The sequence below is a fragment of the Pseudomonas sp. Z8(2022) genome (assembly GCF_025837155.1).
GTDB lineage: Bacteria > Pseudomonadota > Gammaproteobacteria > Pseudomonadales > Pseudomonadaceae > Aquipseudomonas.
The window spans coordinates 1508430-1534560 of record NZ_CP107549.1; the positions used below are offsets into that span (position 1 = coordinate 1508430).

At 62.9% G+C, this 26131-nt stretch carries 29 protein-coding genes; 13 read left to right on the plus strand and 16 right to left on the minus strand.

The genetic code is table 11. The features are described from left to right. Positions 1-169 precede the first annotated feature (169 nt). From OEG79_RS07195 to hda, 3 genes are all read left to right on the plus strand, one after another. Positions 170-1210: a DUF2066 domain-containing protein gene (locus OEG79_RS07195; RefSeq protein WP_264148098.1), complete on the plus strand. Its 1041-nt coding sequence runs from the start codon at positions 170-172 to the stop codon at positions 1208-1210. 72 nt (positions 1211-1282) lie between these two features. After that, positions 1283-2374, plus strand: a complete 1092-nt coding sequence (locus OEG79_RS07200; RefSeq protein WP_264148099.1) for an AI-2E family transporter — start codon at positions 1283-1285, stop codon at positions 2372-2374. After that, positions 2371-3075, plus strand: coding sequence for a DnaA regulatory inactivator Hda (gene hda, locus OEG79_RS07205; protein WP_264148100.1), 705 nt, complete (start codon positions 2371-2373; stop codon positions 3073-3075). Before OEG79_RS07200 ends, hda begins: the two co-directional genes overlap by 4 nt. Here hda and OEG79_RS07210 read toward each other — a convergent pair. Genes OEG79_RS07210 through arsC form a run of 4 tightly spaced genes read right to left on the minus strand, consistent with a single transcriptional unit; the run spans position 3019 to position 5118 of the window. Then, positions 3019-3759 (minus strand): alpha/beta fold hydrolase, encoded by a 741-nt coding sequence (locus OEG79_RS07210; RefSeq protein WP_264148101.1) that lies wholly within the window; start codon positions 3757-3759, stop codon positions 3019-3021. The genes hda and OEG79_RS07210 overlap by 57 nt on opposite strands. After that, complete coding sequence (locus tag OEG79_RS07215; protein ID WP_264148102.1) at positions 3759-4169, minus strand: DUF2069 domain-containing protein; 411 nt, start codon at positions 4167-4169, stop codon at positions 3759-3761. The genes OEG79_RS07210 and OEG79_RS07215 overlap by 1 nt, the downstream gene beginning before the upstream one ends. Before the next feature lie 2 nt (positions 4170-4171). After that, the gene (gene wrbA / locus OEG79_RS07220) at positions 4172-4768 is read right to left on the minus strand and encodes an NAD(P)H:quinone oxidoreductase (RefSeq protein WP_264148103.1); all 597 of its coding nucleotides are present in this window, start codon (positions 4766-4768) and stop codon (positions 4172-4174) included. Continuing rightward, positions 4765-5118 (minus strand): arsenate reductase (glutaredoxin), encoded by a 354-nt coding sequence (arsC, locus tag OEG79_RS07225; RefSeq protein WP_264148104.1) that lies wholly within the window; start codon positions 5116-5118, stop codon positions 4765-4767. The genes wrbA and arsC overlap by 4 nt, the downstream gene beginning before the upstream one ends. Positions 5119-5472: 354 nt before the next feature. Here arsC and OEG79_RS07230 point away from each other — a divergent pair, with 354 nt between their 5' ends. Together OEG79_RS07230 and OEG79_RS07235 are read left to right on the plus strand one after the other, a co-directional pair. Continuing rightward, a complete protein-coding gene (locus tag OEG79_RS07230; protein ID WP_264148105.1) occupies positions 5473-6690 on the plus strand; it encodes a YihY family inner membrane protein in 1218 nt (405 codons plus the stop codon). A gap of 206 nt (positions 6691-6896) precedes the next feature. Beyond that, positions 6897-7097, plus strand: coding sequence for a hypothetical protein (locus tag OEG79_RS07235; RefSeq protein WP_264148106.1), 201 nt, complete (start codon positions 6897-6899; stop codon positions 7095-7097). A 47-nt stretch (positions 7098-7144) separates the two neighbouring features. Here the strand turns inward: OEG79_RS07235 and OEG79_RS07240 are convergent, their stop codons facing one another. Both OEG79_RS07240 and OEG79_RS07245 read right to left on the minus strand, forming a co-directional pair. Beyond that, positions 7145-7537: a hypothetical protein gene (locus OEG79_RS07240; protein WP_264148107.1), complete on the minus strand. Its 393-nt coding sequence runs from the start codon at positions 7535-7537 to the stop codon at positions 7145-7147. A 114-nt stretch (positions 7538-7651) separates the two neighbouring features. Continuing rightward, positions 7652-9058: a PilZ domain-containing protein gene (locus OEG79_RS07245; protein ID WP_264148108.1), complete on the minus strand. Its 1407-nt coding sequence runs from the start codon at positions 9056-9058 to the stop codon at positions 7652-7654. A 30-nt stretch (positions 9059-9088) separates the two neighbouring features. On the opposite strand from OEG79_RS07245, the gene OEG79_RS07250 reads away from it, so the two are divergent. After that, entirely contained in the window at positions 9089-9565 is a 477-nt protein-coding gene (locus tag OEG79_RS07250; protein WP_264148109.1) for a TlpA family protein disulfide reductase, read from the plus strand. Between the two features lie 54 nt (positions 9566-9619). Here the strand turns inward: OEG79_RS07250 and OEG79_RS07255 are convergent, their stop codons facing one another. Genes OEG79_RS07255 through napE form a run of 5 tightly spaced genes read right to left on the minus strand, consistent with a single transcriptional unit; the run spans position 9620 to position 13677 of the window. After that, positions 9620-10216, minus strand: coding sequence for a cytochrome c3 family protein (locus OEG79_RS07255; RefSeq protein ID WP_264148110.1), 597 nt, complete (start codon positions 10214-10216; stop codon positions 9620-9622). A 9-nt stretch (positions 10217-10225) separates the two neighbouring features. Continuing rightward, a complete protein-coding gene (locus OEG79_RS07260; protein WP_264148111.1) occupies positions 10226-10711 on the minus strand; it encodes a nitrate reductase cytochrome c-type subunit in 486 nt (161 codons plus the stop codon). Positions 10712-10722: 11 nt separating this feature from the next. Continuing rightward, positions 10723-13227: a nitrate reductase catalytic subunit NapA gene (gene napA, locus OEG79_RS07265; protein WP_264148112.1), complete on the minus strand. Its 2505-nt coding sequence runs from the start codon at positions 13225-13227 to the stop codon at positions 10723-10725. Continuing rightward, positions 13224-13484, minus strand: a complete 261-nt coding sequence (locus OEG79_RS07270; protein ID WP_264148113.1) for a chaperone NapD — start codon at positions 13482-13484, stop codon at positions 13224-13226. Before OEG79_RS07270 ends, napA begins: the two co-directional genes overlap by 4 nt. 25 nt (positions 13485-13509) lie before the next feature. Then, positions 13510-13677 carry a periplasmic nitrate reductase, NapE protein gene (gene napE, locus OEG79_RS07275; protein WP_264148114.1) on the minus strand — a complete coding sequence of 56 codons (168 nt, stop codon included), beginning with the start codon at positions 13675-13677 and terminating at the stop codon, positions 13510-13512. 232 nt (positions 13678-13909) lie between these two features. On the opposite strand from napE, the gene OEG79_RS07280 reads away from it, so the two are divergent. The 4 genes from OEG79_RS07280 (at position 13910) to OEG79_RS07295 (ending at position 17925) form a co-directional block, all read left to right on the plus strand. Further along, positions 13910-15082 carry an MFS transporter gene (locus OEG79_RS07280; protein ID WP_264148115.1) on the plus strand — a complete coding sequence of 391 codons (1173 nt, stop codon included), beginning with the start codon at positions 13910-13912 and terminating at the stop codon, positions 15080-15082. 112 nt (positions 15083-15194) lie between these two features. Next, entirely contained in the window at positions 15195-15800 is a 606-nt protein-coding gene (locus tag OEG79_RS07285) for a porin family protein (protein WP_264148116.1), read from the plus strand. A 68-nt stretch (positions 15801-15868) separates the two neighbouring features. After that, a complete protein-coding gene (locus OEG79_RS07290; protein WP_264148117.1) occupies positions 15869-16546 on the plus strand; it encodes a response regulator in 678 nt (225 codons plus the stop codon). Continuing rightward, positions 16543-17925 (plus strand): ATP-binding protein, encoded by a 1383-nt coding sequence (locus OEG79_RS07295; protein ID WP_276486939.1) that lies wholly within the window; start codon positions 16543-16545, stop codon positions 17923-17925. The genes OEG79_RS07290 and OEG79_RS07295 overlap by 4 nt, the downstream gene beginning before the upstream one ends. A gap of 193 nt (positions 17926-18118) precedes the next feature. Here the strand turns inward: OEG79_RS07295 and OEG79_RS07300 are convergent, their stop codons facing one another. After that, on the minus strand, positions 18119-19117 hold the full coding sequence (locus OEG79_RS07300) for an AraC family transcriptional regulator (protein WP_264148118.1): 999 nt from the start codon (positions 19115-19117) through the stop codon (positions 18119-18121). A 165-nt stretch (positions 19118-19282) separates the two neighbouring features. Here OEG79_RS07300 and OEG79_RS07305 point away from each other — a divergent pair, with 165 nt between their 5' ends. The 3 genes from OEG79_RS07305 (at position 19283) to OEG79_RS07315 (ending at position 23372) form a co-directional block, all read left to right on the plus strand. After that, positions 19283-20422 (plus strand): acyl-CoA dehydrogenase family protein, encoded by a 1140-nt coding sequence (locus OEG79_RS07305; RefSeq protein WP_264148119.1) that lies wholly within the window; start codon positions 19283-19285, stop codon positions 20420-20422. Between the two features lie 91 nt (positions 20423-20513). Next, positions 20514-22154, plus strand: coding sequence for an AMP-binding protein (locus OEG79_RS07310; RefSeq protein WP_264148120.1), 1641 nt, complete (start codon positions 20514-20516; stop codon positions 22152-22154). Between the two features lie 36 nt (positions 22155-22190). Further along, positions 22191-23372 (plus strand): CaiB/BaiF CoA transferase family protein, encoded by a 1182-nt coding sequence (locus tag OEG79_RS07315; protein ID WP_264148121.1) that lies wholly within the window; start codon positions 22191-22193, stop codon positions 23370-23372. Positions 23373-23391: 19 nt separating this feature from the next. Here the strand turns inward: OEG79_RS07315 and OEG79_RS07320 are convergent, their stop codons facing one another. From OEG79_RS07320 to OEG79_RS07335, 4 genes are all read right to left on the minus strand, one after another. Continuing rightward, a complete protein-coding gene (locus OEG79_RS07320) occupies positions 23392-23886 on the minus strand; it encodes a SprT family zinc-dependent metalloprotease (RefSeq protein ID WP_264148122.1) in 495 nt (164 codons plus the stop codon). Between the two features lie 60 nt (positions 23887-23946). Beyond that, complete coding sequence (locus OEG79_RS07325; protein ID WP_264148123.1) at positions 23947-24609, minus strand: Yip1 family protein; 663 nt, start codon at positions 24607-24609, stop codon at positions 23947-23949. A 131-nt stretch (positions 24610-24740) separates the two neighbouring features. Next, positions 24741-25340 carry a Yip1 family protein gene (locus tag OEG79_RS07330; RefSeq protein WP_264148124.1) on the minus strand — a complete coding sequence of 200 codons (600 nt, stop codon included), beginning with the start codon at positions 25338-25340 and terminating at the stop codon, positions 24741-24743. 164 nt (positions 25341-25504) lie between these two features. Further along, entirely contained in the window at positions 25505-26098 is a 594-nt protein-coding gene (locus tag OEG79_RS07335; RefSeq protein WP_264148125.1) for a DNA-J related domain-containing protein, read from the minus strand. Positions 26099-26131: the final 33 nt, after the last annotated feature.

The window sequence follows — 26131 nt, forward strand, 5'->3', positions numbered from 1 at the left end:
CCGGCGCGCGTACCGGCTGGCGAAGGCGCGCGATTTTATCAGGCTTGCCCGGTAGCGGCCACTCGCGTGCATGCCCTTCGTCGCAGGCATTGGCTCTGGTTGCCGGGGCAGGGGCGGCTGTTTAAGGTATAGGCCTTTGCGCACCTATCCCTTCGCGAGAGTTCGCCCAATGCGTCTGTCTGTCCGCCTGATGATCTTCTGTCTGTCCTTCCTGAGCCTGTCGGCATTGGCCGCGCCGGTTGCCGGCCTGTATCAGGTGCGTGAGCCCGTGGCGGATGAGCAACCGGAAAGCCGTGACGCGGCCATGCAGAAAGCCCTGCAGACCCTGGTGCTGCGCCTGACCGGCGATGCCAGGGCGTTGCAGAACCCTGCGCTGGAAGGGTTGCGCAAGGACCCGCAGCAGATCGTCAGCCAATACGGTGTCGAAGATAATGCGCTGGTGGTCGAGTTCGATCCGGCCAGTACCGATCGGCAGTTGCGCCAGGCGGGCCTGGCCCTGTGGGGCGCCAACCGCCCGGCCATTCTCACCTGGTGGCTCAGTGAATCGCCTGAGGGCAGTCAACTGATTGGCGAGAGCCAGAATGCCTCGGCATCGTTGCGCGACGCTGCCCGGCATCGCGGTCTGCCACTGCGTCTGCCGCTGGCAGATCTGAGCGAGCAGGCGCTGGCCAGTGCCGATGTCTTGCTGGCCAACGATCCGCAGGCACTGCGCGAGGTATCCGAGCGTTATGGTGCCGACGCCCTGCTCGCGGTACGGGCAAACGAAAGCGGTGGCAAATGGCAGGCCATCTGGCGCGTGTGGCTGGGGGACGAGCGTGAACAGGGCAAGGCCGAGGGCGCCGACCTGGATGCGCTGGCCGATGCGCTGATGCTCGCCGTTGCCGAACGCCTGGCGCCTCGTTTCGTCGTCAAGCCCGGAGCGGCGCAAAGCCTGACGCTGGTGATCGAGGGGGCTGATCTTGAGCGTTTCGCGGCGCTGGAGCGTTTGCTCGAGCCATTCGCCGCGCGCCTGCAGGAGATCGACGGTCAGCGTCTGGTTTATCAGGTCAGTGCCAGCCCGGAACAACTGCGCGCGCAACTGGCACTGGCCCAATTGCAGGAGGTCAGTGAGCCGCTGGATGCCGCCGAGTCCGTGGATAACCCGGAGGGCACCGCCGGTGAGGCTCCGCAAGTGAAGCCGCGCACCGATCAGCTGCGCTTTCGCTGGTAGAATTTCCGCGTCAAGACCCAGCCCAGTTCCACGGCGCCCTTGCAGGCGTCGTTTCGCATCGAGGACGCGAACATGACCGATTCCACCCGCTGGCTATGGATGGCCGGGCTGTTTCTGCTCGGCTGGCTGCTGTACCTGTTGCACCCGATTCTTTCCCCGTTTCTGGTGGGCATCCTGCTGGCCTATCTGGGGGACCCACTGGTCGATCGCCTCGAACGTCACCGTTTGTCGCGCACCGGCGGGGTGGTGGTGGTTTTCACCCTGTTCGCCCTGCTGTTGCTGATTCTCCTGCTGGTGCTCGTGCCCATGCTGGGGCGCCAACTGGTGCGCCTGTATCAGCTGGCGCCGGAGATGCTCGACTGGTTGCAGGGCACAGCACTGCCCTGGTCGCAAGCGCACCTCGGGTTGCAGGATGACGTGCTGCAGCTCGATCAGCTCAAGCAGGTGTTCGCCGACAACATCGGCAAGACCACCGATGTGCTCAAGGTCGTGCTGGCTCAGGCCACGTCCTCGGGGCTGGCGCTGCTGGCCTGGCTCGGCAATCTGTTTCTGGTCCCGGTGGTGAGCTTCTACCTGATGCGTGACTGGGATGTGCTGGTCGAGCGCGTGCGAGGGTTGCTGCCACGTCAGCGCGAGGGGCTGGTGGTCCGGCTGGCCGGTGAATGCCACGAGGTGCTTGGCGCGTTCCTGCGCGGTCAGTTGCTGGTGATGCTGGCGCTGAGCGTGATCTATTCCGCTGGCCTGATGCTGGTGGGGCTGGAGCTCGGGCTGTTGATCGGCGTGTTGGCCGGCCTGGCGAGCATCGTGCCCTATATGGGTTTCATCGTCGGCATCGGCGCGGCGCTGAGTGCGGCGCTGTTCCAGTTCGGCCTCGAGCCCTATCCGCTGATCGGCATCGGTGTGGTGTTCATGATCGGCCAGTTGCTCGAAGGCATGGTGCTGACGCCCATGCTGGTGGGGGACCGCATCGGTCTGCATCCGGTGGCGGTGATCTTCGCCATTCTCGCCGGTGGGCAGCTGTTCGGCTTTACCGGTGTGCTGCTGGCCCTGCCGGTTGCTGCGGTGATCATGGTTCTGCTGCGCCATGCTCATGATTTGTATAAACTTTCCGGCCTTTACGGAGAGTCCAACAGCGGTTCCGATGAACCGCCGAGCCCTGCATGAAACCTATCCAGCTGCCTCTGGGGGTGCGTCTGCGTGACGACGCCACCTTCGCCAACTACTATCCCGGCGCCAATGCCGCGGCCCTGGGTTATGTCGAGCGCCTGTGCGAGGCCGATGCCGGCTGGACCGAGAGCCTGATCTACCTGTGGGGCGCCGAAGGCGTCGGGCGCAGTCATCTGTTGCAGGCGGCCTGCCTGCGTTTCGAGCAGCGGGGCGAGGCAGTGGTCTATCTGCCGCTCGGTGAGGTGGTGGAGCACGGCCCGGAGCTGCTCGACAACCTCGAACTGTGCGAGCTGGTCTGTCTTGACGATCTCGATGCTGTGGCGGGCCGCAGCGACTGGGAAGAGGGCCTGTTCCACCTGTTCAATCGCCTGCGCGACAGCGGTCGGCGCCTGCTGCTGGCCGGCACCGTGTCGCCCCGCGAGCTGCCGGTCAACTTGCCGGATCTCAAATCGCGACTGACTCTGGCGCTGGTTTTCCAGCTGCATGAGCTGTCCGACGAGGACAAGTTGCGTGCCCTGCAATTGCGCGCTTCGCGTCGGGGACTGCAGATGAGCGACGAGGTCGGTCGTTTCATCCTCACCCGTGGTGAGCGCAGCATGAGTGCGCTGTTCGAACTGCTGGAGCGTCTCGATCAGGCCTCGCTACAGGCGCAGCGCAAGCTGACCATTCCCTTCCTCAAGGAAACGCTGGGCTGGTAAGGGCATGTGCCTCTTCTCGGCTTCCTGCATGAAACCGCTGATTTCCTGAGCGCAACGCTGCGGCTGCGTCTGCAGAATGAAGTGCAGTCCCTCCAAGCAAGGCTGACGAATGTCGCTGCACGCATGCGCCAGCTGCCTGGCTACCTTGTGTGCGACCAGACGATCCCGCTGTGGCCATAGATGCAGGGCGGGCAGGTCGAGCCGCTGTAGCGGTGCTTGCAGCGTCGCCAGCGTATGAAGGCGCGCGCGTATCAGTGCCTTGTCCAGACCACGGATTTCCTTCTGTACCAATTGCAGAGTCTGGTCGCTCGCGTTCTGGCCAAGGCACATTGCACGTAGCAGCCACGGCTGCGTAGCGAGTCGCAAGGATATGGGCAGGCGCTTCAACAGGGGCAGGGCAGCGCCAGGGGCTATCAGAAACGAGGCTGCGAAGATCACGCCCTGCAGTCCAGGCGGCTTGCGCATGGCGAGCCGATAAGCAACGGGGCCGGAAAAGGATTCGCCCAGCAGTACGAACGGGGTGCTGGGCAGTCGCTCGGCTATCTTGTGTGCCAGGGCGTCGTAATCCTGCGGCCCATGTTCCGGCAGCTCGAGGACCTGACAATCGATATCCCCAAGCTCGGCGAGCAGGGGGGCGAAGAGGGCACTGCCGCCATTGAGGCCAGGCAGCAGCACCAGGCGCATCAGGCTTCCCCGGCCTTCTTGCGGTCGTACTGAAAGCGCCAGCGGGTGTAGAGCAGGGCGCAGCAGAACAGGCCGAAGCTGATGACCGCCTCCAGGGCGCCGAACAGCGCGCGTGCCGGGTCGATGGCGGCGAGTACGCCCTGAATGAAGTAGATGTTGACCACGAAGCAGGCCCAGGCGTGAGCACGGGCATTGCCCATGGCGATGCCGGGCGCCAGCAGGGCCAGCGGCAGCAGCTGGATGACCAGTACCACGCCGACGCGGGCACCGTGCAGGTCAGCGAAGGCCAGGTTCCATACCAGCAGCAGGGTCAGCAGGGAGAGAAAACTGAACAGGCTCAGCGCCCGGCTGAGTTTGACCCGCGGCTCCAGCCATTCGAGGCTGGGCAAAGGCTTTTTGACTCGTGCCACGATCAGTGCTCCAGTTTGCCGGCGATCTGCGCCAGGCGTTGGCCCAGCGCGCGGCACAGGGCGATTTCATGTTCGTCCAGCGCACGCTTGCCGTCGCCACCGGCATGGTGGCTGGGACCGTACGGGGTGCCACCACCGCGGGTTTCGAGCAGGGCTGACTCGCTGTAGGGCAGGCCGCAGAGCAACATGCCGTGGTGCAGCAGTGGCAGCATCATCGACAGCAGGGTGGTTTCCTGGCCGCCATGCAGGCTGGCGGTGGAGGTGAACACGCCGGCCGGCTTGCCGACCAGCTCACCGGTGAGCCACAGGTTGCTGGTGCCATCGAGGAAGTATTTGAGTGGCGCGGCCATGTTGCCGAAGCGGGTCGGGCTGCCGAGAGCCAGACCCGAGCAGTTCTTCAGATCGTCCAGAGAGGCGTACATGGCGCCGTCCTCGGGTACGCTCGGCGCGACGGCTTCGCACTCGCTGGAAACGGCCGGCACCGTGCGCAGGCGTGCTTCCAGACCTGCCATCTCGACGCCACGGGCAATCTGTCTGGCCATCTGCGCGGTAGCGCCATGGCGGCTGTAGTACAGCACCAGGATGTAAGGCGTGCTCATGCCAGCAGCTCCAGAACCTTCTCCGGCGGACGGCCGATCACCGCCTTGTCCCCTGCAATCAGGATCGGACGCTCGATCAGTTTGGGGTGCTTGACCATGGCCTCGATCAGTTGCGCTTCGCTGAGGCCGGTATCGCTCAGGCCAAGTGCCTTGTACTCGTCCTCACCGGTGCGCAGCAGGTCACGGGCGGTGATGCCCAGCTTGCCCAGCAGACTCTTGAGTTCGCTGGCGCTGGGCGGCGTTTCCAGGTAGCGCACAACTCTCGGTTGCAGGCCGCGGGCTTCGAGCAGCTCCAGAGCGCCGCGGGACTTGGAACAGCGCGGGTTGTGGTAGAGGGTCAGGTCGGTCATGGTGGCTCGCATCCGGCTTGAAGTGGCGGCTATTCTAACCGCCTGCAGCGCGGATGCACGCGAACCGATAGGCTGCTTCAGTGCGACTTTTTCTCGCGGCGCACGGTCTGTTTAGGTTTGGAGCCAACAGGCGTTGAAAAACGTAGGCGACGACTGCATGGATGCAGGAGGTAGGGCGAAGCAGGAAGCCCGAGCCGAGGCAGCCAGTGCAATAGCGTGGCGGCCCCGCAAAAACAGGCGAAGGACGCTCGGAGTCGTGCTCGACTTTACGAGCTGCAGATGAGCATTTGCGTCTGTTTCTAACGTAGCAATGGCAACGCAGGTGGTTTTTCAGCGGCCTGCTAAGGAGAGGTCATGCAGGTTCGTCTCAAGGACTGGGTGGGATTCTGGCTGAGCCTTTACCGGCGCTTCGTGGAAAACCGTGGTGCAGGCAACGCAGCGGCGTTGACCTACACCACGCTGTTCGCCGTGGTGCCGATGATGACCGTGACCTTCGCCATGCTCTCGGCGATTCCGGCATTTCAGGGCGTTGGCGAGGATATCCAGGGTTTCATCTTCCGCAACTTCGTGCCTTCCACTGGCGAGACGGTGCAGGAGTATCTGCGAGAGTTCACCACGCAAGCGCGGCAACTGACCTGGTTCGGCGTGGGCCTGCTGGCGGTTACCGCCTTCCTCATGCTGGTGACCATCGAGAAGACCTTCAACGTGATCTGGCGGGTGCGCAAGCCACGTCGTGGAATGTCCAGTTTCCTGCTCTACTGGGCGATCCTCAGCCTCGGACCACTGTTACTCGGTGCAGGGTTCGCCGTCAGTACCTATATCGCCTCGCTCTCGCTGGTTTCCGGACCGGATGCCGTGGTTGGCGCCAAGACACTGCTGGGCTTCGCTCCGCTGCTGTCGAGCATCGCCGCCTTCACGCTGCTCTATGCGGCGGTCCCCAATACTCGCGTGCCGTTGCGTCACGCGCTGCTTGGCGGTCTGTTCGCCGCCATTCTGTTCGAGATCGCCAAGGCGCTGTTTGGCCTCTACGTACGCCTCTTCCCCGGCTACCACCTGATCTATGGCGCCTTCGCCACGGTGCCGCTGTTCCTAGTGTGGATCTATCTGTCCTGGTTGATCGTGCTGCTCGGCGCCGAGCTGGTATACGGCCTGTCACAACCGCGGCACTGGCGCCGTGAGCCCATTCCCCGGGGCTTGATACTGTTGGTGGTGCTGCGTCTTCTGCTGAAGTGTCAGCAGAAGGGCGAAGCCCTGCACTACGGTGACATGCAGCGCGCAGGGTGGCGCCTGCCGGATGACGAATGGGGCCAGGTGATGGACTTCCTCCAGCGCGAGCACCTTGTGTGCAAAGCCAGTGGCTGCGGCTGGGTGTTGTGCAGGGACCTACACGCGCTCCCGGTCTACCAGTTGCTCGAGTCCAGCCCCTGGCCGTTGCCGAGCCTGTCGCAACTCCCGGCACAACTCGATGAGCCGTGGTATCCGGCGTTGCGCAAGGGGCTGGAGCGCCTGCAGGCCGAACGCGAGGAGCAATTTGGTTCCAGCCTGGCGGAATGGCTGCCAGGAAAGGGATGACGAAATCTGTCCGGTAGAGGGTGGCGTTGTATGTGTCAGGTGACAAAAAACGTCAGTAAACGGCCTTGTCCTGTTGCGTTGTGGCTCTGATACCAAGCGGGAGGTCACGAAACACAGTATCCGAGCGCTGGCACGCTTTTGGCAGACCCAGGAGCATTTGCTATCGAACTGCCAGCAGGGCAGGGTCGCTAAGGATGCATGCAGTAATGACAGGCAAAGACAGGGTTATTCACCTTCATCGACGTGATCCGCAGGAAGCGCTGACGCGGCTCAATCGTATAACCGGGCTGAGTTTCGCGCGCTGGCCGGAGTCGTTGCTCGAACACGCGGTCCGCGAAGATCCGCAGCCTGCAGCTGCCGATACGAATGCGCTGCCCTTGCGCGGCCCTGAGGTTTCCTCCGCCTGAAAGCAAAACCCCGCGACGATGCGCGGGGTTGCCTGTTGCATGCTCTCTCAGGCCGTGGCCTGGCGGCTCTCGCTATTGGCCTGTTCGACCGCCTGAACGAAGAACTCTTCGACGACCAGGCTCTGCGGCGGTACTGCCGAGCGCAGGCGCACCTGCATGTCTTCGATCTTCTGCCGCACCGGCATGCGGGCGATGCCCGAGAGCAGGATCCTGCCATAAGCGTTGACCTTGCCATGATCGACGCTGACTTCGCGGCGTTTGTCGCCGTCGCGATAGCTCACCATCAGCGACACCGGCAGATTGGCCAGCCCGGGCAGATGCAGCCAGGTGGCGACGTTGTATTCGGCCACACGACCTTCATAGGGCGTGACCAGCAGTTGAGCGACGTCGACGATGCGCGAGGGCACGGAGCCAATCAGCTTGTCTTGCACTTGGGACATGGTGGAATTCCAGGCTGGGTAAGACTTGAGTGCCAGGAATTATAAGCAGTCAGCCATTGGCGAAACTGTGCACTCGGCAGACAGACCACGTGACTAGGGTCGCAGTTTCGCGCATCAGGCCAGACGCAGCGGGTGGCGGGTTACTGCCGAAGTCTGCAGGTTGCTCTCGGGAAGCGGGACGATCGCCTGGTTGTGCACGTTGGCCAGTTGCAACCACAGATGTTCGTCGACGCTGAACTGGCCATTGGGCAGCCACAGGCCGTGATACCAGCCGTTGCCTGGCGCCGGGGTGCTCTGCAGTACACCAGGGTGGGTCTGGGCGTTGGGCGCGCGGCGCAACCACACCGGCCGTGGCAGCCCCTTGAGATAACGCAGGCCGAGGTGCAGACCCCCGCTGCCCTGGTGGCGCCAGCGCACCAGCGCCAGCGTCGGAGTACCGCTGGTGAGCAGCAGCACCAGTTGGCCAACCTGCAGTTGTCCGCCTTCATTGACGTTGCACAGCAGGCGCGCCCCCCCGGGGCTGGCGTCGAGAAGCTGTGCCTCGGTGCGTTGCGGAAGCTTGTCCAGCAACTGGGCATGAATGGCCGGGAGGCCGACCACCAGGCTGCACTGGCCATCGAGCTCGGCACGTTCGTGACGACGCTGCTGGCGTCCCAGCCAGTGCTGGCGCACTCGTTCCAGAAGCTGACGTTGCTCGGCGCTTTGCAGCGGCGCCGGCTCATGCAGGGCGATCAGCAGCGCGCCCAATTCAAAGCGGCGCAACAGGGTCGTGTCGCCGGTGATCGGCTCTTCGAAGCCCAGACAGGCCTGGGAATGACTGAGGTCGATGACCGGACCTTCGGCTTCATCTTCCTCATCCCAGGCTTGCAGCCGGGGCAGTGAGGCCAAGGGCGCCAGTGCGCTGAAAAGCGTAAGGCATTCGCCTTCGTCGAGGTGGAAGGGATTGCTCAGGGCCATCAGCAGCATCTGCTGGTACAGGCCCCGCAGGTCGCTGGCCGGTTTCGGCTCGAAAGCCGCGGCTACCGGCTCGTCCAGGCACTGCTGGTGTTCGCCGATCCAGTACAGCAGGTGGCTGTCGCGCCAGAGGGATGCTGGCGGTTCCTGGTAAAGCTGATAGTGGCGCAGCAGCTGCTGGGCAAGAAAATGCTGAGCCATGTACAGGCACCAGGCCAGATGCGGCAGCGATGGCTGGCGGCCTTGCAGGATCTGTAGCAGCAGGCGCTTGAAACCGATCGCCAGTTCGCTGCACAGGCGCAGGAACAGCGCACTCGGTGGATGCTGGCGATTGGCGAGGCCGGCGTAGTGGCGGTACTCGTCACTGAAATTTTGCAGCGCACGTTGCCTTTCCAGTAAGGTCAGACCGCTGCGATTGAGCGTGAACAGCAGCCCCAGCACCTGTTGCAGTCCGTGCTCCGGCTCCATGTTCCGGGAAGCTGCGAGGCGCTGGGCGATCTCCGCCGGCGATACGCTGTTGTCCTCGCGGATATCCGGTACTTCCAGACGCAGCGCATTGAGCGTCATATCAACCCCGAGTGGACGAGGATCGAGTACATGGGCTTACGGCTCCGGGTGGTCTACAAGACAGTTCTGGGAATCTGCGCCGGTCTGCTGCTGTCGGCTTGTGCCGAGGATTTTGGCCCTGATCAGCATGGACGAAAGGTAACGGCTGACAGCCTGGATGGCCAGTGGCTAGTTATCAATTATTGGGCTGAATGGTGTGCGCCATGCCGTACGGAGATTCCCGAGCTCAATGCCCTGGAAGAGTCGTTGAAAAATCGCTCGGCGCGGGTGATCGGGGTCAACTTCGATGCATTGCAGGGCGATGACCTCAAGCGTGCGGCGGACAGCTTCGATATCCGCTTCACCGTGCTGGCGCAGGACCCGGCGGCGCGTTTCGAGTTGCCGCGCAACGATGTGCTGCCAGTGACCTATATAGTCGATGCCGATGGCAAGCTGCGGGAGCGCCTGGTAGGCGAGCAGACGGCCGCCGGCTTGCGAGCGCATCTCGAACGCCTGCGCGGCGAATAAGGCAACGCCTGGTGTCGTGCACCGCAAGCAGCAGATGCACGACGCCCCTTTGCTCTACCAGCCCGGCACACCGCTCATGTCCGGCAGGTGGTGGGCGATGCCCTTGTGGCAATCGATACAGGTGGCTTCACCGTTGGCCAGAGCGCTGGAGTGCATCTGTCGGGCGCGCGGGCTCTGCTTGGTGAAATCCATGTAGTCGAAGTTATGGCAGTTGCGGCACTCCAGCGAGTCGTTGGCCTTGAGCCGCGCCCATTCGTGTTCGGCCAGCTCACGGCGTTTTTCCAGAAACTTGTCGCGGGTGTTGATGGTGCCGAAGATCTTGCCCCAGACCTCCTTGGATGCCTGCATCTTGCGCGCGATCTTGTCCGTCCACTGGTGCGGCACGTGGCAGTCCGGGCAGGTGGCCCGTACTCCGGAGCGGTTGCTGTAGTGAATGGTGTCCTGCAGTTCGACGTACACGTTGTCGCGCATCTCGTGGCAGGAAATGCAGAACTGCTCGGTATTGGTGGCCTCCAGCGCGGTGTTGAAGCCGCCCCAGAAGATGATCCCGGCGATGAAACCGCCGAGGCTGAGAAAACCCAGGCTGTAGTGCACGCTCGGGCGTCGCAGGATGCCCCAGTATTCCTTGAACAGGGCCATTAACGACTTCATAGGGCCTCCTCAGGGGTTCGCTGTGCCGGCTGCTTCGTCTTCGAGCAGGTGGTCGATATTGCGGAAGCTGTTGCCGACCAGCGGTTTGACCTCCTGCTGGGTGACGTGGCATTGGGTGCAGAAGTAGCGCCGCGGCGATACGGCTGCCAGCGGCTGGCCGTCACGGTCCATGTAATGAGTGATGCTGATCATCGGCGCCTGGCTGCGTGCGCTGCCGGCCCGGCTATGGCAGGTCAGGCACTTGTTGCCATTGGCGTCGACCTGATAACCGCGAATGCTGTGCGGAATGGTCGGTGGCTGTTCCGGGTAGTTGCGCTCGCGGCGCACGTCCTTGTTTTCCTCGTTGCCCAGCACCGGTGCGGGTTGTGTCTGGCTGAGGGTGCCGCCGGGGCGGCGGCCGTCCGGCGCGGGTGCGTCGAGCGGATAGCTGAGCTCGCCGGCGATGGCCAGGCCAAAGGCGGCGAGCAGTAGCAGAGGCAGAAAACGCAAGCTCATGACGGTTCTCCTCAGGCCAGGCTGACCAGTTCGATCTTCACCGCACACTTCTTGTAGTCGGTCTGCTTGGAGATCGGATCGGTGGCGTCTAGGGTGACCTTGTTGATCAGTTTGTTGGCATCGAAGAAGGGTACGAAGACCAGGCCGCGTGGTGGCTTGTTGCGCCCACGGGTTTCGATGCGTGCGCGGATTTCGCCGCGCCGGCTGATCACCCTGACCTCGCTGCCGCGCCGCGCCTTGAGCGCCTTGGCGTCTTCCGGGTGCATGTACACGAGGGCGTCAGGAACTGCACCGTGCAGTTCCTCGACACGCTGGGTCATGCTGCCGGTATGCCAGTGCTCCAGCACGCGGCCGGTACTGAGCCAGAACGGGAAATCGTCATCCGGCGCCTCGGCTGGTGGCTCGTAGGGCAGGGCGAAGATCAGTGCGCGTTTGTCCGGGTAGCCATAGAACTGCACGCCGCTGCCTTTCTCCACATAGGGATCGTGGCCCTCGCGGTAGCGCCAGCGCGTTTCCTTGCCGTCGACCACCGGCCAGCGCAGCCCGCGTTCGGCGTGATAGCTGTCGAACGGCGCCAGGTCATGGCCATGGCCGCGGCCAAACTGCGCATATTCCTCGAACAGCCCCTTCTGCAGGTAGAAACCGAAGGCTGCTGCCTCGTCGTTGGCATAGCCGGCCTCGATCTGCTCGCTGGGGAACTGATCGACCTGGCCATTGGCGAACAGCACCTGATAGAGCGTCTTGCCCTTGTACGCCGGGGCCCTGGCCAGCAACTCGGCAGGCCAGACCTCGTCGGTGGTGAAACGCTTGGAGAATTCCACCAGTTGCCAGAGGTCGGACTTTGCCTCGCCAGGGGCTTTCACCAACTGATGCCAGAACTGCGTACGACGTTCGGCGTTGCCGTAGGCCCCTTCCTTTTCCACCCACATGGCACTGGGCAGAATCAGATCGGCAGCCTGGGCGGAAACCGTCGGATAGACATCGGAGACGATGACGAACGCCCCCGGGTTGCGCCAGCCCGGCAGGACCTCCTGCATGATGTTCGGGCCGGCCTGCATGTTGTTGCTGACCTGGGTCCAGTAGACCTTGAGCACGCCGTCCTTGAGCTTGCGGCTCTGTTCCACGGCGTGGAATCCCGGTTTTTCCTGAATGGTGCCGGCCGGCAGCTTCCAGATTTTCTCGGCGGTTTCGCGGTGTTTCGGATTGGCCACCAGCAGGTCGGCGGGCAGACGGTGGGAGAAGGTGCCCACTTCGCGCGCAGTGCCGCAGGCCGAGGGCTGGCCGGTGAGCGAGAAGGGGCTGTTGCCCGGCTCGCTGATCTTGCCGGTGAGCAGGTGCAGGTTGTAGATCAGGTTGTTGGCCCAGACGCCGCGGGTGTGCTGGTTGAAACCCATGGTCCAGAACGACATGACCTTGCGCTTGGGATCGGCGTACAGCTCGGCCAGTGCCTTGAGGCGTTCGGCCGGTACACCCGACTCCCTGGCGGTGCGTTCCAGGGTGTAGGGTTTGACGAAGGCGGCGAACTGCTCGAAGGACATGTCTTCCCAGGTGTTGGCCTTGGCAGCGTTCTTGGCCTGCATCTCCAGCGGGTCATCGGCACGCAGACCGTAGCCGATGTCGTCGGCGCCGCGGGCGAACCTGGTGTGTTTGCCGACGAAATCCTTGTTCACCGCGCCACTTTCGATGATGTGGTTGGCGATGTAGTTGAGGATCAGCAGATCGGTCTGCGGTTTGAACACCAGGGGAATGTCGGCCAGGTCGAAACTGCGGTGCTCGAAGGTGGAGAGCACGGCGACCTTGGTGTTCGGATGGCTGAGGCGACGATCGGTGACCCGGCTCCAGAGGATCGGATGCATCTCGGCCATGTTCGAGCCCCACAGCACGAAGGTGTCGGCCGCTTCGATGTCGTCATAGCAGCCCATCGGTTCGTCCATGCCGAAGGTGCGCATGAAGCCCATTACCGCCGAGGCCATGCAGTGGCGTGCGTTGGGGTCGATGTTGTTGCTGCGAAAGCCGGCTTTCATCAGCTTGTTGGCGGCGTAGCCTTCCCATACCGTCCACTGGCCGGAGCCGAACATGCCGACGGCCTCCGGGCCGTGCTCGGCGATGGCCTGCTTGATCTTCTGCGCCATGATGTCGAAGGCCTGATCCCAGCTCACTGGCTGGAATTCACCCTGCTTGTCGTACACACCGTTCTTCATGCGCAGCAGCGGCTGGGTGAGGCGGTCGACGCCGTACATGATCTTCGACAGGAAGTAGCCCTTGACGCAGTTGAGGCCGCGGTTGACCTCGGCCTTGACGTCGCCGTGGGTGGCCACCACGCGGTTGTCGCGGGTGGCGACCATCACGCTGCAGCCTGTGCCGCAGAAGCGGCATGGGGCCTTGTTCCAGTCCAGGCGGGTCATGTCAGTTTCGGTAATCAGATTGCTGGCGGTGCTGATCAGCGGCAGGCCGGCCGCCGTTGCAGCGATGGCGGCAGCGTTGGCTTTGGCGAATTCACGGCGGGAAAGCTTCATTCTGAGGCTCCTTCGTTTTCGAGGAGTTCGTGGTAGACCAGAGCGGCGTTGAGTACGCCCGGCAATGCGTTGATCTGCTCGATTCGCGTGAGAATCTGGCGTTCGTGATCGGTTTCCAGCACCACCACCAGCTTGCCCTGGGGGCTCTCCTGGTGCAGTTCGAGACCATCTAGCTGGCGCAGGTTGGCTTTCACCGCAGCGAGCATCTCGGGGCGTACGTGTACCAGCAGGCTGGATATATGCAGGAGGGCGGCCATGTTCCGTGGCTCCGTCGGGTAAGGATCAGGTGGGTGGGCCAGGTGGCCCCAGCAGCATCTGCATGAACCAGATGATGAAACCGTAGCCGCCGACTAGGGCGACGGACAGGAGAGGGAATAGGCAGACCACGAGGAAGACGAACAGACGAGTTTCCTTGCCTTTCGTGGCTTTGCGTTCGGGCGTGGTTTCCATCCGCTCGGCTCCGTTGCGTTTCTTGACTCAGGCTAGACCTTACTCTTGGTAAGGGCAAACTCAGTTGAGCAGGATCAATGCGGGGGCAGATGTTCTGACGGATGAGCGCATTCGGAATTATCGATAGCGTGCTAATATTTGCTTCTGGTTCCATTGCCGGCACGCGACCGTTGGGATCGGCTTCGGCTGTCTATCCTTTGCTTGCCCGCATCACGCTTCGTGAGTCTTCCCTATGTCCGCTTCCCATCTCAGTCGTGGTAGCGCTGGTTATCGGCGTGCCACCCTGGCGCTGTTCTGTGCCGGCTTTGCCACCTTCGCCATGCTCTATTGCGTGCAGCCATTGCTACCGCTGCTGGCCACGCACTTTCGTGTGTCGGCCGCCAGCAGCAGCCTGGCTCTGTCGCTGACTACCCTGAGCCTGGCGCTGTGCCTGCTGGTATCCGGCGCGCTGGCCGAAAGCTGGGGGCGCAAACCGGTGATGGCGGCAGCGCTGGGCCTGGCGGCGATGTTGGGGATTGCTTGCGCGCTGGTGGAAGAATGGCGCAGCCTGCTGCTCCTGCGCGCGCTGCTGGGGCTGGCGCTGAGCGGTTTGCCGGCACTGGCCATGGCCTATGTCGGTGAGGAGTTTGACCCCGAGGCGTTGCCGGCCGCGATGGGCCTGTATATCGGTGGCACGGCGCTGGGCGGCCTGCTCGGGCGCCTGCTGGCCGGCCTGCTCAGCGATATCGGCGGCTGGTCGTGGGCGCTGGGCGGAATCGCCGGGCTGGGGCTGCTGGCGTTGGGGCTGTTTCTCTGGCTGTTGCCGCCTTCGCGACATTTCACGGCTCAGCCGCTGTCCATGTGTGGCCTGCTGCGCAACTTCGCCCTGCATCTGGGCAATCCGCGCCTGCGCATTCTGTTCGGCCTGGCCTTTCTGCTGATGGGCGGCTTCGTTGCACTGTTCAACTACGTTGGTTTTCGCCTGGCCGGTGAGCCCTTCAACCTCTCGTCCACGGTGATTGGCCTGCTGTTCACCGTTTACCTGCTGGGTATTTTCAGTGCCGGCTGGGCCGGGCGACTGGTTCCACGTTTTGGCGCACGCCAGGTGCTGCATGGCGGCATCGGTCTGATGCTGCTGGGGGTGGCCCTTTGCGCTGCGCCGTGGCTCGCGGCTGCCGTGGCGGGACTGGCATTGTTCACGCTGGGTTTCTTCGCCGCTCACGCGGTGGCCAGCGGGCAGGTCGGTATTCACGCGCAGGGCGCCAAGGCCCAGGCGTCGGCGCTGTATCTGTGTGCCTATTACCTCGGCTCCAGCCTGGTGGGCTATGTCGGTGGTTATGTCTGGGAACACGCCGGATGGCTGGCATTGCTCGCCGTGCTGGCTGGCCTGTTCATTGCCGCTGCCGCTCTGGTGCGGCGTATTTAGGCTGTTTGTCGCTCGTTCAGTGCAGGTTCAAGGAGGGTTCAGCGGTGATTCAGTAGTCTTCCCCCAGACTTGTTGCCGAGTTGATCAGAACTGCAACGAGAGGAACGATTCGATGAAAATCACCCTGAACCGTATCGCATTCGCTACCTGTCTGGCCCTGGGTGCAACCGCTGCCCAGGCCAACGACAATTTCGTCGGTCTGACCTGGGGCCAAACCGACAACAATATCCAGAAGTCCAACGCGCTGAATGCCAACCTCGGCAACCCGAAGCTGGACAAGGTGATCGACGGCAAGGGTACCTGGGGCATCCGCGCTGGTCAGAAAACCGCCGATAGTCGCTATTACGCGACCTACGAAAACGTCTCCGACAGTCACAATGGCTACAAGCTGCGCCAGCAGAATCTGCTCGGCAGCTACGACATGTTCGTTCCGCTGGGCAGCAACAACACCAAGCTGTTCGGCGGCGTGACCGGCGGTCTGGTCAAGCTCGAGCAGGAGAGCCGCGGCTTTTCCCGCGACAGCGACATCGGGCTTGCCGCAGGCCTGCAGGCCGGTATCCTCCAGGAACTGAACAGCAATACCTCGATCGAAGCTGGCTATCGCTATCTGCGTACCAATGCCAGCACGGAAATGGCGCCGCATGGGGCCGGCAAGGCCGGCTCGCTGGACCTGCACAGCAGTTCGCAGCTCTACCTCGGTGCTGACTTCGCCTTCTGACGATGGCTTAGCGTTACCAGGCCGGGCATCTGCCCGGCCTTCGTATAACTGAATAAGGGGGACGTCCCATGAAATTGCTGGTGGTGGAGGATGAGGCGCTGCTGCGTCACCATCTGTTCACTCGCCTCAGTGAAAACGGGCATGTGGTGGATGCCGTGCGCACTGCCGAAGAGGCACTGTATCGAGCTGAGTCCTTCAATCATGACCTGGCCCTCGTCGATCTCGGTTTGCCGGGCATGAGCGGCATCGATCTGATCCGCCAACTGCGCAGCCAGGACAAGAATTTTCCAATCCTGATACTCACCGCGCGCGGCAACTGGCAGGACAAGGTCGAGGGGCTTTCCTGCGGTGCAGATGACTATGTGGTGAAGCCTTTTCAGTTCGAAGAGCTGGAGGCCCGCCTCAACGCACTGCTGCGGCGTTCTTCCGGGTTCACCAAGTCGACCATCGAGGCCGGTTCCCTGGTGCTGGACCTCAACCGCAAACAGGCCACGGTGGATGAGCAGTCCCTGCAACTGACGGCCTACGAATACCGCATTCTCGAATACCTCATGCTGCACCACCAGCAGGTGGTGGCCAAGGAGCGCCTGATGGAGCAACTCTATCCGGGTGATGACGAGCGTGATCCGAATGTCATCGAGGTTCTGGTCGGGCGCCTGCGGCGCAAGCTGGATACCGTGCTGGACAGCAAGGCGATAGAAACCGTGCGCGGTCAGGGCTACATGTTCAACGAGCGCTGCAAGTGAGGCGGGCGCGCGGCTTTTTGCGCAAGCTGCGCATTCGCTTCGGCTCCCTGCGCCTGCGCCTGATGCTGGTCAGCGCGGCGCTGGCGATGTTGTTCATGCTGTTGTTGATGCCCGTGCTGCAGGGCGTGTTTCTCATGGCCCTCGAACAGACCGTGGCAAAACGCCTGGCTTCCGATGCGGCGGCATTGATCTCCGCTGCGCGCATTCAGGACGGCAAGCTGCACATGCCGGACAAGATGCCGGACGAGGAATTCGACAATCTCGATTCGCACCTGCTGGGTTTCATCTTCGACCGTGACGGTCAGCTGATCTGGCGTTCACGCTCCTCCATGGACGAACTGGTGCGCTACCTGCCGCAGTACGACGGTCGTGGCCACGAGTTCATGCGGATTCGCGACGAGGCCGGCCAGGAATATTTCGTGTATGACATCGAAGTAGACCTGCTGCGGGGTGACGAAACAGCCCTGAGCATCGTGACCATGCAGCCGACGCGCGAGTATCAGGGGCTGTTCAACGGTTTCGTCTGGCAGTTGCGGCTGTGGCTGGGCATCGCGCTGCTGGTATTGCTGGGGCTGCTCTGGTTCGGCCTGACCTGGGGTTTTCGCAGCCTGCGAGGCCTGAGTGACGAACTCGACGGCGTAGAGGCGGGTACCCGCCAGCGTCTGAGTGACCAACACCCGCGCGAACTGTTGCGCCTGACCAATTCCCTCAACCGGCTGCTCGACAGCGAGCGGCGTCAGCGCGAACGTTATCGCGACTCACTGGAAGACCTTGCCCATAGCCTGAAAACACCGCTCAGCGTGCTCCAGGGCATCGGTGAAACCCTTGCCGCACAGGCCGAGAATCGCGAGCAGGCACAACTGATGCAGGCGCAGATCGAACGCATGAGCCAGCAGGTCGGCTACCAGTTGCAGCGTGCCAGTCTGCGGCGCAGTGGCCTGGTGCGCCATCGTGAGCAGGTCTGGCCGTTGCTCGACGGCCTGTGTCTATCGCTGGACAAGGTCTACCGCGACAAGCGCGTGGAAGCGACCCTGGAAGTGCCTGAGCACAGTCAGATCACCATGGAACGTGGCGCGCTGATGGAGCTGCTCGGCAATCTTCTGGAGAACGCCTACCGCCTGTGTCTGCATCGCGTACGCGTCAGGCTGCAGCCATTGGCCGGTGGCTGCCTTCTCACCATCGAGGACGACGGCCCCGGCGTACCGCACCACCAGCGTGAACGGGTGCTACAGCGCGGCGAGCGGCTGGACGCGCAGAACCCGGGGCAGGGCATCGGCCTGGCGGTGGTGGAAGACATCATCGAAAGCTACGACGGCGAATTGAGTCTGGAGGACTCGGAGCTGGGCGGTGCCTGTTTCAGGGTGCGGTTGTACGACTGAGTGGCAGCCGTTAGCCGTTGCCGCTGGGAGGTTGCTGGGCAACAACATCATTCCTATGGTTTCCATCCTCCTGCGCAGAGCTCCTGCAGGTTCTGCGCTTCCTGATGGTTCATGATCAGCTGGTCCCGCAGTGAGCGAAGCGAACGGTTTGAACCTGTTGTTATGCGGTTGTTAGGACAGGCAGCAATACCTCTCACCCCTCCTGCGCCCGATAAGCGCCAGGCGTCAACCCAGTCCATTTCTTGAAGGCGCGGTGAAAGGCCGAGGGCTCGGAAAAGCCGAGCTGTTCGGCGATGTCCTGAATCGCCAGTTCGTCGCGGCCCAGGTGGTAGATGGCGAGGTCGCGGCGCAGGTGGTCCTTGAGTTCCTGAAAGCTGGTGCCTTCTTCGCGCAGATGGCGGCGCAGGGTTTGCGGGCTGGTGTGCAGGTGCTGGGCGACCTGTTCCAGGTCCGGCCAGGTGCGGCAGTCACGACCGAGCAGGCGCCGAATCTGGCTGATCAGGCTGTCGCCACCATCGGGGCGTGCCAGCAGGTCGGCCGGGGAGTGCTGGAGGAACTGCTTGAGGGTGCGTTCGTCCTGCAGCAGGGGCATCGTCAGGTAGCGGGCATGGAACAGCAGGCTGTTTTGCCCGGCGGCGAAGCGCCGGTTACAGGGGAACAGCAGTTCGTATTCGGCGGCGTGCCCGGGTTCGGGGTAGGCGAAGGTGGCTTCTTCCAGGCGGATGCGCTGGCCGATCAGCCAGCTACCCAGGCGGTGCCAGATGACCAGCAGGCTTTCCACCAGGAAGTGGTCCGGGTCCCACAGCGTACTGCCGTCCACACTCAGCCGTGCCCAGTCGCCTTCGCGCTGCAGTTGAATGCGGGGCGCGTCGGGAAACAGGCCGTAGAACATCGCGCCGCGGCTCAGGGCCCGTTCCAGGCTGCGGCAGTGGATGATGGCATGACCCATCATGGCGAACGTGCCCCGTCTGCTCGGCTGACGGCCAAAGCCCAGGTACTCGTCGTCCAGCGCTTCCCACAGCAGTTGCATCAGCCGGGCGAATTGCTCGGGGGCAATGCGCGCGCGTGGCTCGACGAGCACGGCTGGCTGGATGCCGGCCTGACGCAGAATCGCCTCACAGGCCAGGCCGTGACGGTCGGCACCGCGCAGGGCAGCGCGGACGAAGTGGCTGGCGATGGTGCGTTCACGCATGTTGGGGTTCCGACTGCGAAAGGTGGTCGATGGTAGGCAGCTGCGCTTGGCTTGGGCAAGCCAGCCGAGCGATTGGGTCAACCGAGGCTGAGCACATGGGTCATTGAGGGGGCGAGGGGCGGCCCTTAACCTCGGGGGCATAACAAGTAGCGGAGGACCCGCCCCATGCAACGCAACCATTTCGACACCGAGCACAACCTGTTCCGTGATGCTTTCGCGGCGTTTCTCGACAAGGAGGTGGTGCCCCATCAGGAGGAATGGGAAGAGGCCGGTGTGGTTGATCGCAGCGTGTGGCGCAAGGCCGGCGCGATGGGCTTTCTGCTGCCCTGGGCGGACGAGGAATACGGTGGCGCGGGGCTCAAGGATTTTCGTTACGAGCAGATCATGTGCGAGGAGCTGGCGCGCATCAACGAGCCCGGCTTCATGATCCCGCTGCACTCGGCGCTGTGCGGCCCCTATATCGCCGAGTACGGCAATGCCGAACAGAAGGCGCGGTTGCTGCCGGGCATCATCAGCGGCGAGAGCATCCTCGCTGTGGCGATGACCGAGCCTTCGGCCGGCTCCGATCTGGCCGGCATGCGCACCACGGCGGTGGACAAGGGTGACCACTGGCTGCTCAACGGGTCCAAGGTGTTCATCTCCAATGGCTACCTGGCCGATTTAGTCATAGTCGCGGCCAAGACCGATCCTGCCAGCAAGCACGCCATGGGTCTGTTTCTGGTTGAGCGCGGCATGCCTGGATTCGAGCGCGGCAAGAAGCTGAAGAAGCTCGGCATGCACAGTCAGGACACTGCCGAGCTGTTCTTCAATGACGTCAGGGTGCCGAAGGAAAACCTGCTGGGTGATGCCAAGGCCGGTTTCTTCTACCTGATGAACATGCTCGCCCAGGAGCGCCTGACCAATGCTTGCGGCGCAGTGGCGGGGGCCGAGGCTGCGCTGCAGACCACCATCGAATACGTGAGGGAGCGCCAGGCCTTCGGCCGCCCGGTGGCGCACTTTCAGAACACCCGCTTCAAACTGGCGGAAATGCGCACGCAGATCGACGTGGCACAGGTGTTTACCGACCGCTGCGTGATGGATCACAACCAGATGAAGCTCACCCCGGAAGTGGCTGCCGAGGCCAAGCTGTTCACCACCGAACTGCTCGGCAAGGTGGTGGATGAGGGCGTGCAGCTGCACGGTGGCTGGGGCTACATGTGGGAATACCCGATCTGCAAGATGTACGCGAATGCGCGGATTCAGCGGATCTTCGCCGGTACTTCGGAGATCATGAAGGAGATCATCAGTCGCGGGATGAAGTTGTAGGTTTCCCCACGCAGGCGTAGACGAGGTCTATCGTCATAGCGCGCTCACTGTGATGAGCGGGAGAACCATAACTACAAGAAGGCGATCTTCCATGACCCTGCAACTGCCTCTCGAGCGCTTCAACCACTGGCTGGACCGGCAGCCTGACGCCATCTGGCTGCGTCAGCCGGTCGATGGTGTCTGGCGTGACCACAGCTGGCGCCAGGTCGATGATCAGGCAAGGCGCCTGGCCAGCGCGCTGCTGGCACTGGGTTGCGTGCCGGGCGAACGCGTTGCTCTGCTGGCGAAGAACTGCGCCGAATGGTTCATCAGCGATCTGGCGATTCAGCATGCGGGACTGGTCAGCGTGCCGCTGTATCCGCTGCAGGCCCCGGAGCAGATCGCCTATGTGCTGGAGCATGCCGGCTGCAAGGTGATTCTGGTGGGCAAGCTGGATGAACCGGACAAGCTGGCCACCGGCATCGCACCGCATATCACCCGCATTGCCATGCCTTATCCGACCATGCCCGCCGAGCATCAGTGGCAGGCCTTGCTGGCTGCGCACGAGCCTCTTTTCGGCACGCGTACGCAGCGTGACGAGGATCTGCTGTCGATTCTCTATACCTCCGGCACTACCGGTCAGCCCAAGGGCGTGATGCTCTCGGCCCGCGCCATGGCGTTCTCATCGACCAACGCCACAGCGGAGCTGAGCATGACCCCGCAGGATCAGTTCTTCTCCTACCTGCCGCTGTCACATGCCGCCGAGCGCTTTCTGGTGGAGTTCAACAGCCTTTACTGCGGTGCCCCGGTGGGGTTCGTCGAATCGCTGGAGACCTTCGCCAGCGACTTGCGCCATGTGCGCCCGACGGTGTTCTTCTCGGTGCCACGGCTGTGGACGCGCTTTCAGCAAGGCGTGCTGGAGAAGCTGCCGGCGCACAGGCTCGAGCGTCTGCTGCGCATTCCGCTGCTCGGGCGCCTGGTGGCGCGCAAGATCCGCGCAGGGCTGGGGCTGGATCGGGCGCGGGTACTCGTATCGGGGGCTGCGGCAATCTCCACCGGGCTGCTGGAGTGGTACCAGCGTCTGGGCATGACCATTTGCGAGGGCTACGGCATGACCGAGCACTTCGCCTACGGCTGCTTCAATCGTCCGGGGCAGGTGCGTTTCGGCACCGTCGGCAGGCCGATGCCGCATCTGCAGGTGCGCATCAGTGACAGTGGCGAGATTCTGCTGCGTAGCGAGACGCTGATGCAGGGTTATTACCGCGAACCCGAGAAAACCGCTGAAACGCTCAAGGATGGCTGGTTGCACAGCGGTGATCGTGGCCAGCTGGATGAGGCGGGCTACCTGCGCATTACCGGGCGGGTGAAGGACATCTTCAAGACCAGCAAGGGCAAATACGTGGCGCCGGCACCCATCGAGGGCGAGATCGCCAAGAGTCACTGGGTCGAGCAGGTATGCCTGATGGGCAGCAATCTCGACCAGCCGCTGGCCCTGATCGAACTGTCGCCGGCTGCCCGCCAGCAATCGCGCGAGGTGATCGAGCAAGCGCTGTCGTCACACCTGCATGCGGTCAATCAGCAGTTGCAGCCGCATGAGCGCGTCAGCCATTTCTATCTGGTCAGCGAGGGCTGGACGGTGGATAACGGCAGCATGACGCCGACCATGAAGATTCGCCGCAATGTACTTGAGGTGCGTTATGCCGAGGTCATTGACGGTCTGGTCAGCGATGCCGTCATCGTCTGGGAACACTGATTCACCTTACGCCATTACCTGTTTTCTGGAGTCACCATGTCTGGTCCCCTGTCGTCACTGAAGATTCTCGATTTTTCCACGCTGCTGCCGGGGCCGTTCGCGTCGCTGTTGCTGGCCGACATGGGCGCGGAAGTGCTGCGGGTGGAGTCGCCTACGCGCATGGATCTGGTGCGCGTGCTGCCGCCGCACGATGGCGGGACGTCCACCAGCCACGCCTATCTGAACCGCAACAAGCGCAGCATCGCCCTGGACCTCAAGCGCCCCGAAGCGGTGGAGGTGGTCAAGCAACTGGTGAACGAGTACGACATCGTGCTCGAACAGTTCCGCCCTGGCGTGATGGACAAGCTGGGTGTCGGTTACGAGGCGCTCAAGGCGATCAACCCACGGCTGATCTACGTGTCGATCACCGGTTACGGCCAGAGCGGGCCTTATCGCGATCGTGCCGGGCACGACATCAACTACCTGGCACTGGCCGGCATCGCCAGCTACACCGGCCGCCAGGATCGTGGCCCGTTGCCGCTGGGCGTGCAGTTGGCCGATCTGGCGGGCGGTTCGCTGCATGGGGTGATCGGTTTGCTGGCAGCGGTGGTGCAGCGCCAGATCAGTGGCCAGGGCCAGCAGGTCGACGTGAGCATGACCGACTGCGCCTTCAGCCTGAATGGCATGGCCGGTGCCGGCTATCTTGCCGGCGGGGTCGAGCCCGACATGGAAAACCAGGCGCTCAATGGTGGCAGTTTCTATGACTACTACCGCACGCGCGATGGCCGCTGGTTCTCCGTCGGCAGCCTGGAACCGCAGTTCATGCAGCAGTTCTGCGCTGCCATTGGCCGCCCCGAACTGGCGGCGCGGGGGCTGTCGCAGAAGCCCGAGGACCAGCGCGCGCTGAAGCGCGAGATCGAGATCGAGTTCGAGAAACGCGACTTTGCCGAGTGGAGCCAGATGTTCGCCGAACTGGATGCCTGCGTCGAGCCCATGCTGCCGCTGTCCGAGGCGGTGCAGCATCCGCAGATCAGGGCGCGCGAGCTGGTTGTGGAAGTGCCGCGTGAAGGTTTGCCAGCGCAGGCACAACTGGCCTGCCCGCTGAAGTTCTCCGACGGCTTGCCGCCGCCCCGGCATGTGGGCGCGGCAGTTGGTGCGCATACCGAACAGGTGCTGGCGGAGCTGGGCTACGACGCCGAGCGAATCGCCGCGCTGCGCGAGGCGCGCGTGTTCGGTTGAAGCGAGCAAGGGCGGCAGATCATTCCTGGCGCTGCTCGCCGGTGAAATGCAGGGTCGCCTTGCAGCGGCGGCAGTAGTAGCGACGCCCCTTGGCTACCAGCGCGTGACGTTGAGCGGAGAAGGGGAATTCGCCGTCCACGCAACTGCAGCGGTAGATGAAGCGCTTGACCTTACGGCGTTCGACTTCGTAACTGTGGCAGCGATGCGCAGGCAGCTCGTAGACGCCGCGCATGATCAATTGCCATTCCTCGCCGTGGGGTTGAATGCGCGGGCCGAACAGCTGGTGGGCGATCATGTGAGCGACTTCGTGGGGCACCGTCTGGCGCAGGAAGTCTTCATGGTTGGCCCGGTACAGGGGCAGGTTGAAGCGCAGCTTGTTTTCCGTCAGGTGCGCGACGCCCGCCTTCTGCCCACGCAGCTTGAAGCTGATCTCGGGGCGGGCGAAGCGTTGCTTGAAGAAGGCTTCCGCCTGTTGGTAGCAGGCTTCTACGCGGGCGTGAATCTGTTCGGGCATGGCTGGCGCAGGTACGGGCTGAGGGCGGATTATGCCGCAAGCAGCCCGTCTGCGCAGGTATCACTCGTCCCCTGGCGGCTGCATGCGTTCCTGTTGCGTGCCGCGGCTCTGATCCTGTTGCACCGTTCGCTGATAGTCCGGCTCAAGGGTGTAGGTCCAGAACAGGATCATGCTGACCAGTACGGTGACCACCACCAGCAGACCAACGCCGATCATCGATGAGGCGTAGAGAAAGCCCTGCTGATTGTCGATGCGCATGAAGCGCGGCAGGCCGACGTAGATCAGATAAGAGGTATGCGCGCAGGCCGCCAGCAGAACCAGTATCGCCAACCAGCGGGTAGGGTAGAGCGCGGCGATGCCTGCGAGAAAGAAAGGGGTGCAGGCGTAGGCAATGAACCCGATGCACTGGTTGAACGTGGGCCTGGCCTCGAAGGTGCGCGACATGTATCGCAGGAAGTAGCCCATGATGACTACGCCGATCAGCGTCGCCAGATAGAGCAGTACGCTCAACTGCAGAGCGCTTGTCGCCTCAAGACGAATGCGCTCTTTCTCGACCAGGCTCCATCCGACCCAGTGGGTGCCGATGAACAGGCACACCGCGGGTAACAGGCTGAAAAGCAGGAGATAGGGCAGATAATTGGCGCTGTTGCGCTCTTCGTCCTGACGAATCGCCGTCCAGGCGCGGTCCGGGCGGGTGAGAAGGGTATAGAGGTTCGCATACATGGTCTGTCCATCCGCTGACTGCCTTTATAGGTGGGGCAGCCGTAGCGGCCTGGGGTTCAACTCAAATTTTCCACCGCTACGGACAAGAAAAAGGCCGCCCGAGGGCGGCCTGCCGTTTCGTCGATTGTTGATCAGCTGATGTAGACCGGGCCGATGCCCATGCCCCAGAGAATGACCGAGCTGGCGATCATCGCCACCAGCACGACCAGACCGACTGCCAGCACCGAGCTGGAGAACATGAAGCCCTCGTCGTCGGGAATGTTCATGAAGGTCGGTATGCCGACATAGAGCAGGTAGACGGTGTAACAGATCGCTACCGTACCGACGACCATGCCCAGCCACAGATGCGGGTAGAGCGCTGCGAGACCTCCGATGAACAGCGGGGTGGCGGTATAGGCGGCGAAGACCACGCACTGGCTCAGGCTCGGATTGGCATCGTAGGTGCGCGCCATCCAGTGGATGAAAGCGCCCATTACGGCCACGCCAGCGAGCATCGCCAGATAGGACATGATGGTCATCACCATCGCACTGCCTTCGGTAAGCATGACGGGCGCTCGGTCACCGATGGCCCAGCCAACCTGGGTGGTGCCGATATAGGCTGAGATGGCGGGAATCGCCGCGAGAATCAGAACGTGGGTGAGGTACATGTGGCTGATGGATTCCTCCTCGCCACGGATTTCTTGCCATTCTTGATCGGGATGGGTGAAGAGCCCCCAAACGTGGTGGATCATGCCAGACACCTCCTTTTCTTATGACGGTCGCCCCCCTGCGCAAGCCCGGTTTGCATGCTGCTGCACCAAGCGCCAGACCGAATCTATGCGACCTTGTGTCGCAGTATAGGCAGGGCCAGGAGCCGGCGTGGTGTCTGGCTTTAGAGCAAATCGCTCTCTAGCTGCTAGTGGTAATAGCGCTCAAGAATTTCCATGGCCAGGTTGATCGACTGCAACCGCTCTGTGCTGCCGCCCCGATCCGGATGATGCACGCTGACCATTTGTCGGTAGCGCTGCTTGATGCGAGGCAAATCGAGCGTTCGCTCGTGGGCGAGTTCGAACAGCTCCAGTGCTGCCTGCTTTTCGTCGCCGCCCTGCATGCGCGTCCAGAAGCTGGTCAGCAGACGTTCCACATCGCGTTCGTCGGTCTCGCGCAGGTGGCTCATGTCCAGATAGTAGTCGCGCAGCTCGTCGCGTTCGCTCAGCGCTGCGCTACCCGGTTGATAGGGCAGCAGGCGGATGCACAGCGGGCTGATTTCGAGCAGATATGCCTGCTGCTGCCAGAGCCGGTCGCGCAAGCGGTAGAGCGCGTTGAACAGCAAGAAATGCGTGCGAAACAGCACCAGCTTGTCGGTCAGCGGCAGGTTGGGCAGATGGCCGCTGTGGCGCGTCTTGAGCTGCTGGATCAGGGCATATTCGGCCAGCCCGTCGGGGGCTGCCTGCAGCAGCTGCAGGACCTGTTCGGCGAGGTCCTGGCTGGAGTCGAGGTCGTCGTTCATCGGCCGAGACTAGCATTTAGTTGCCGGTGGGGT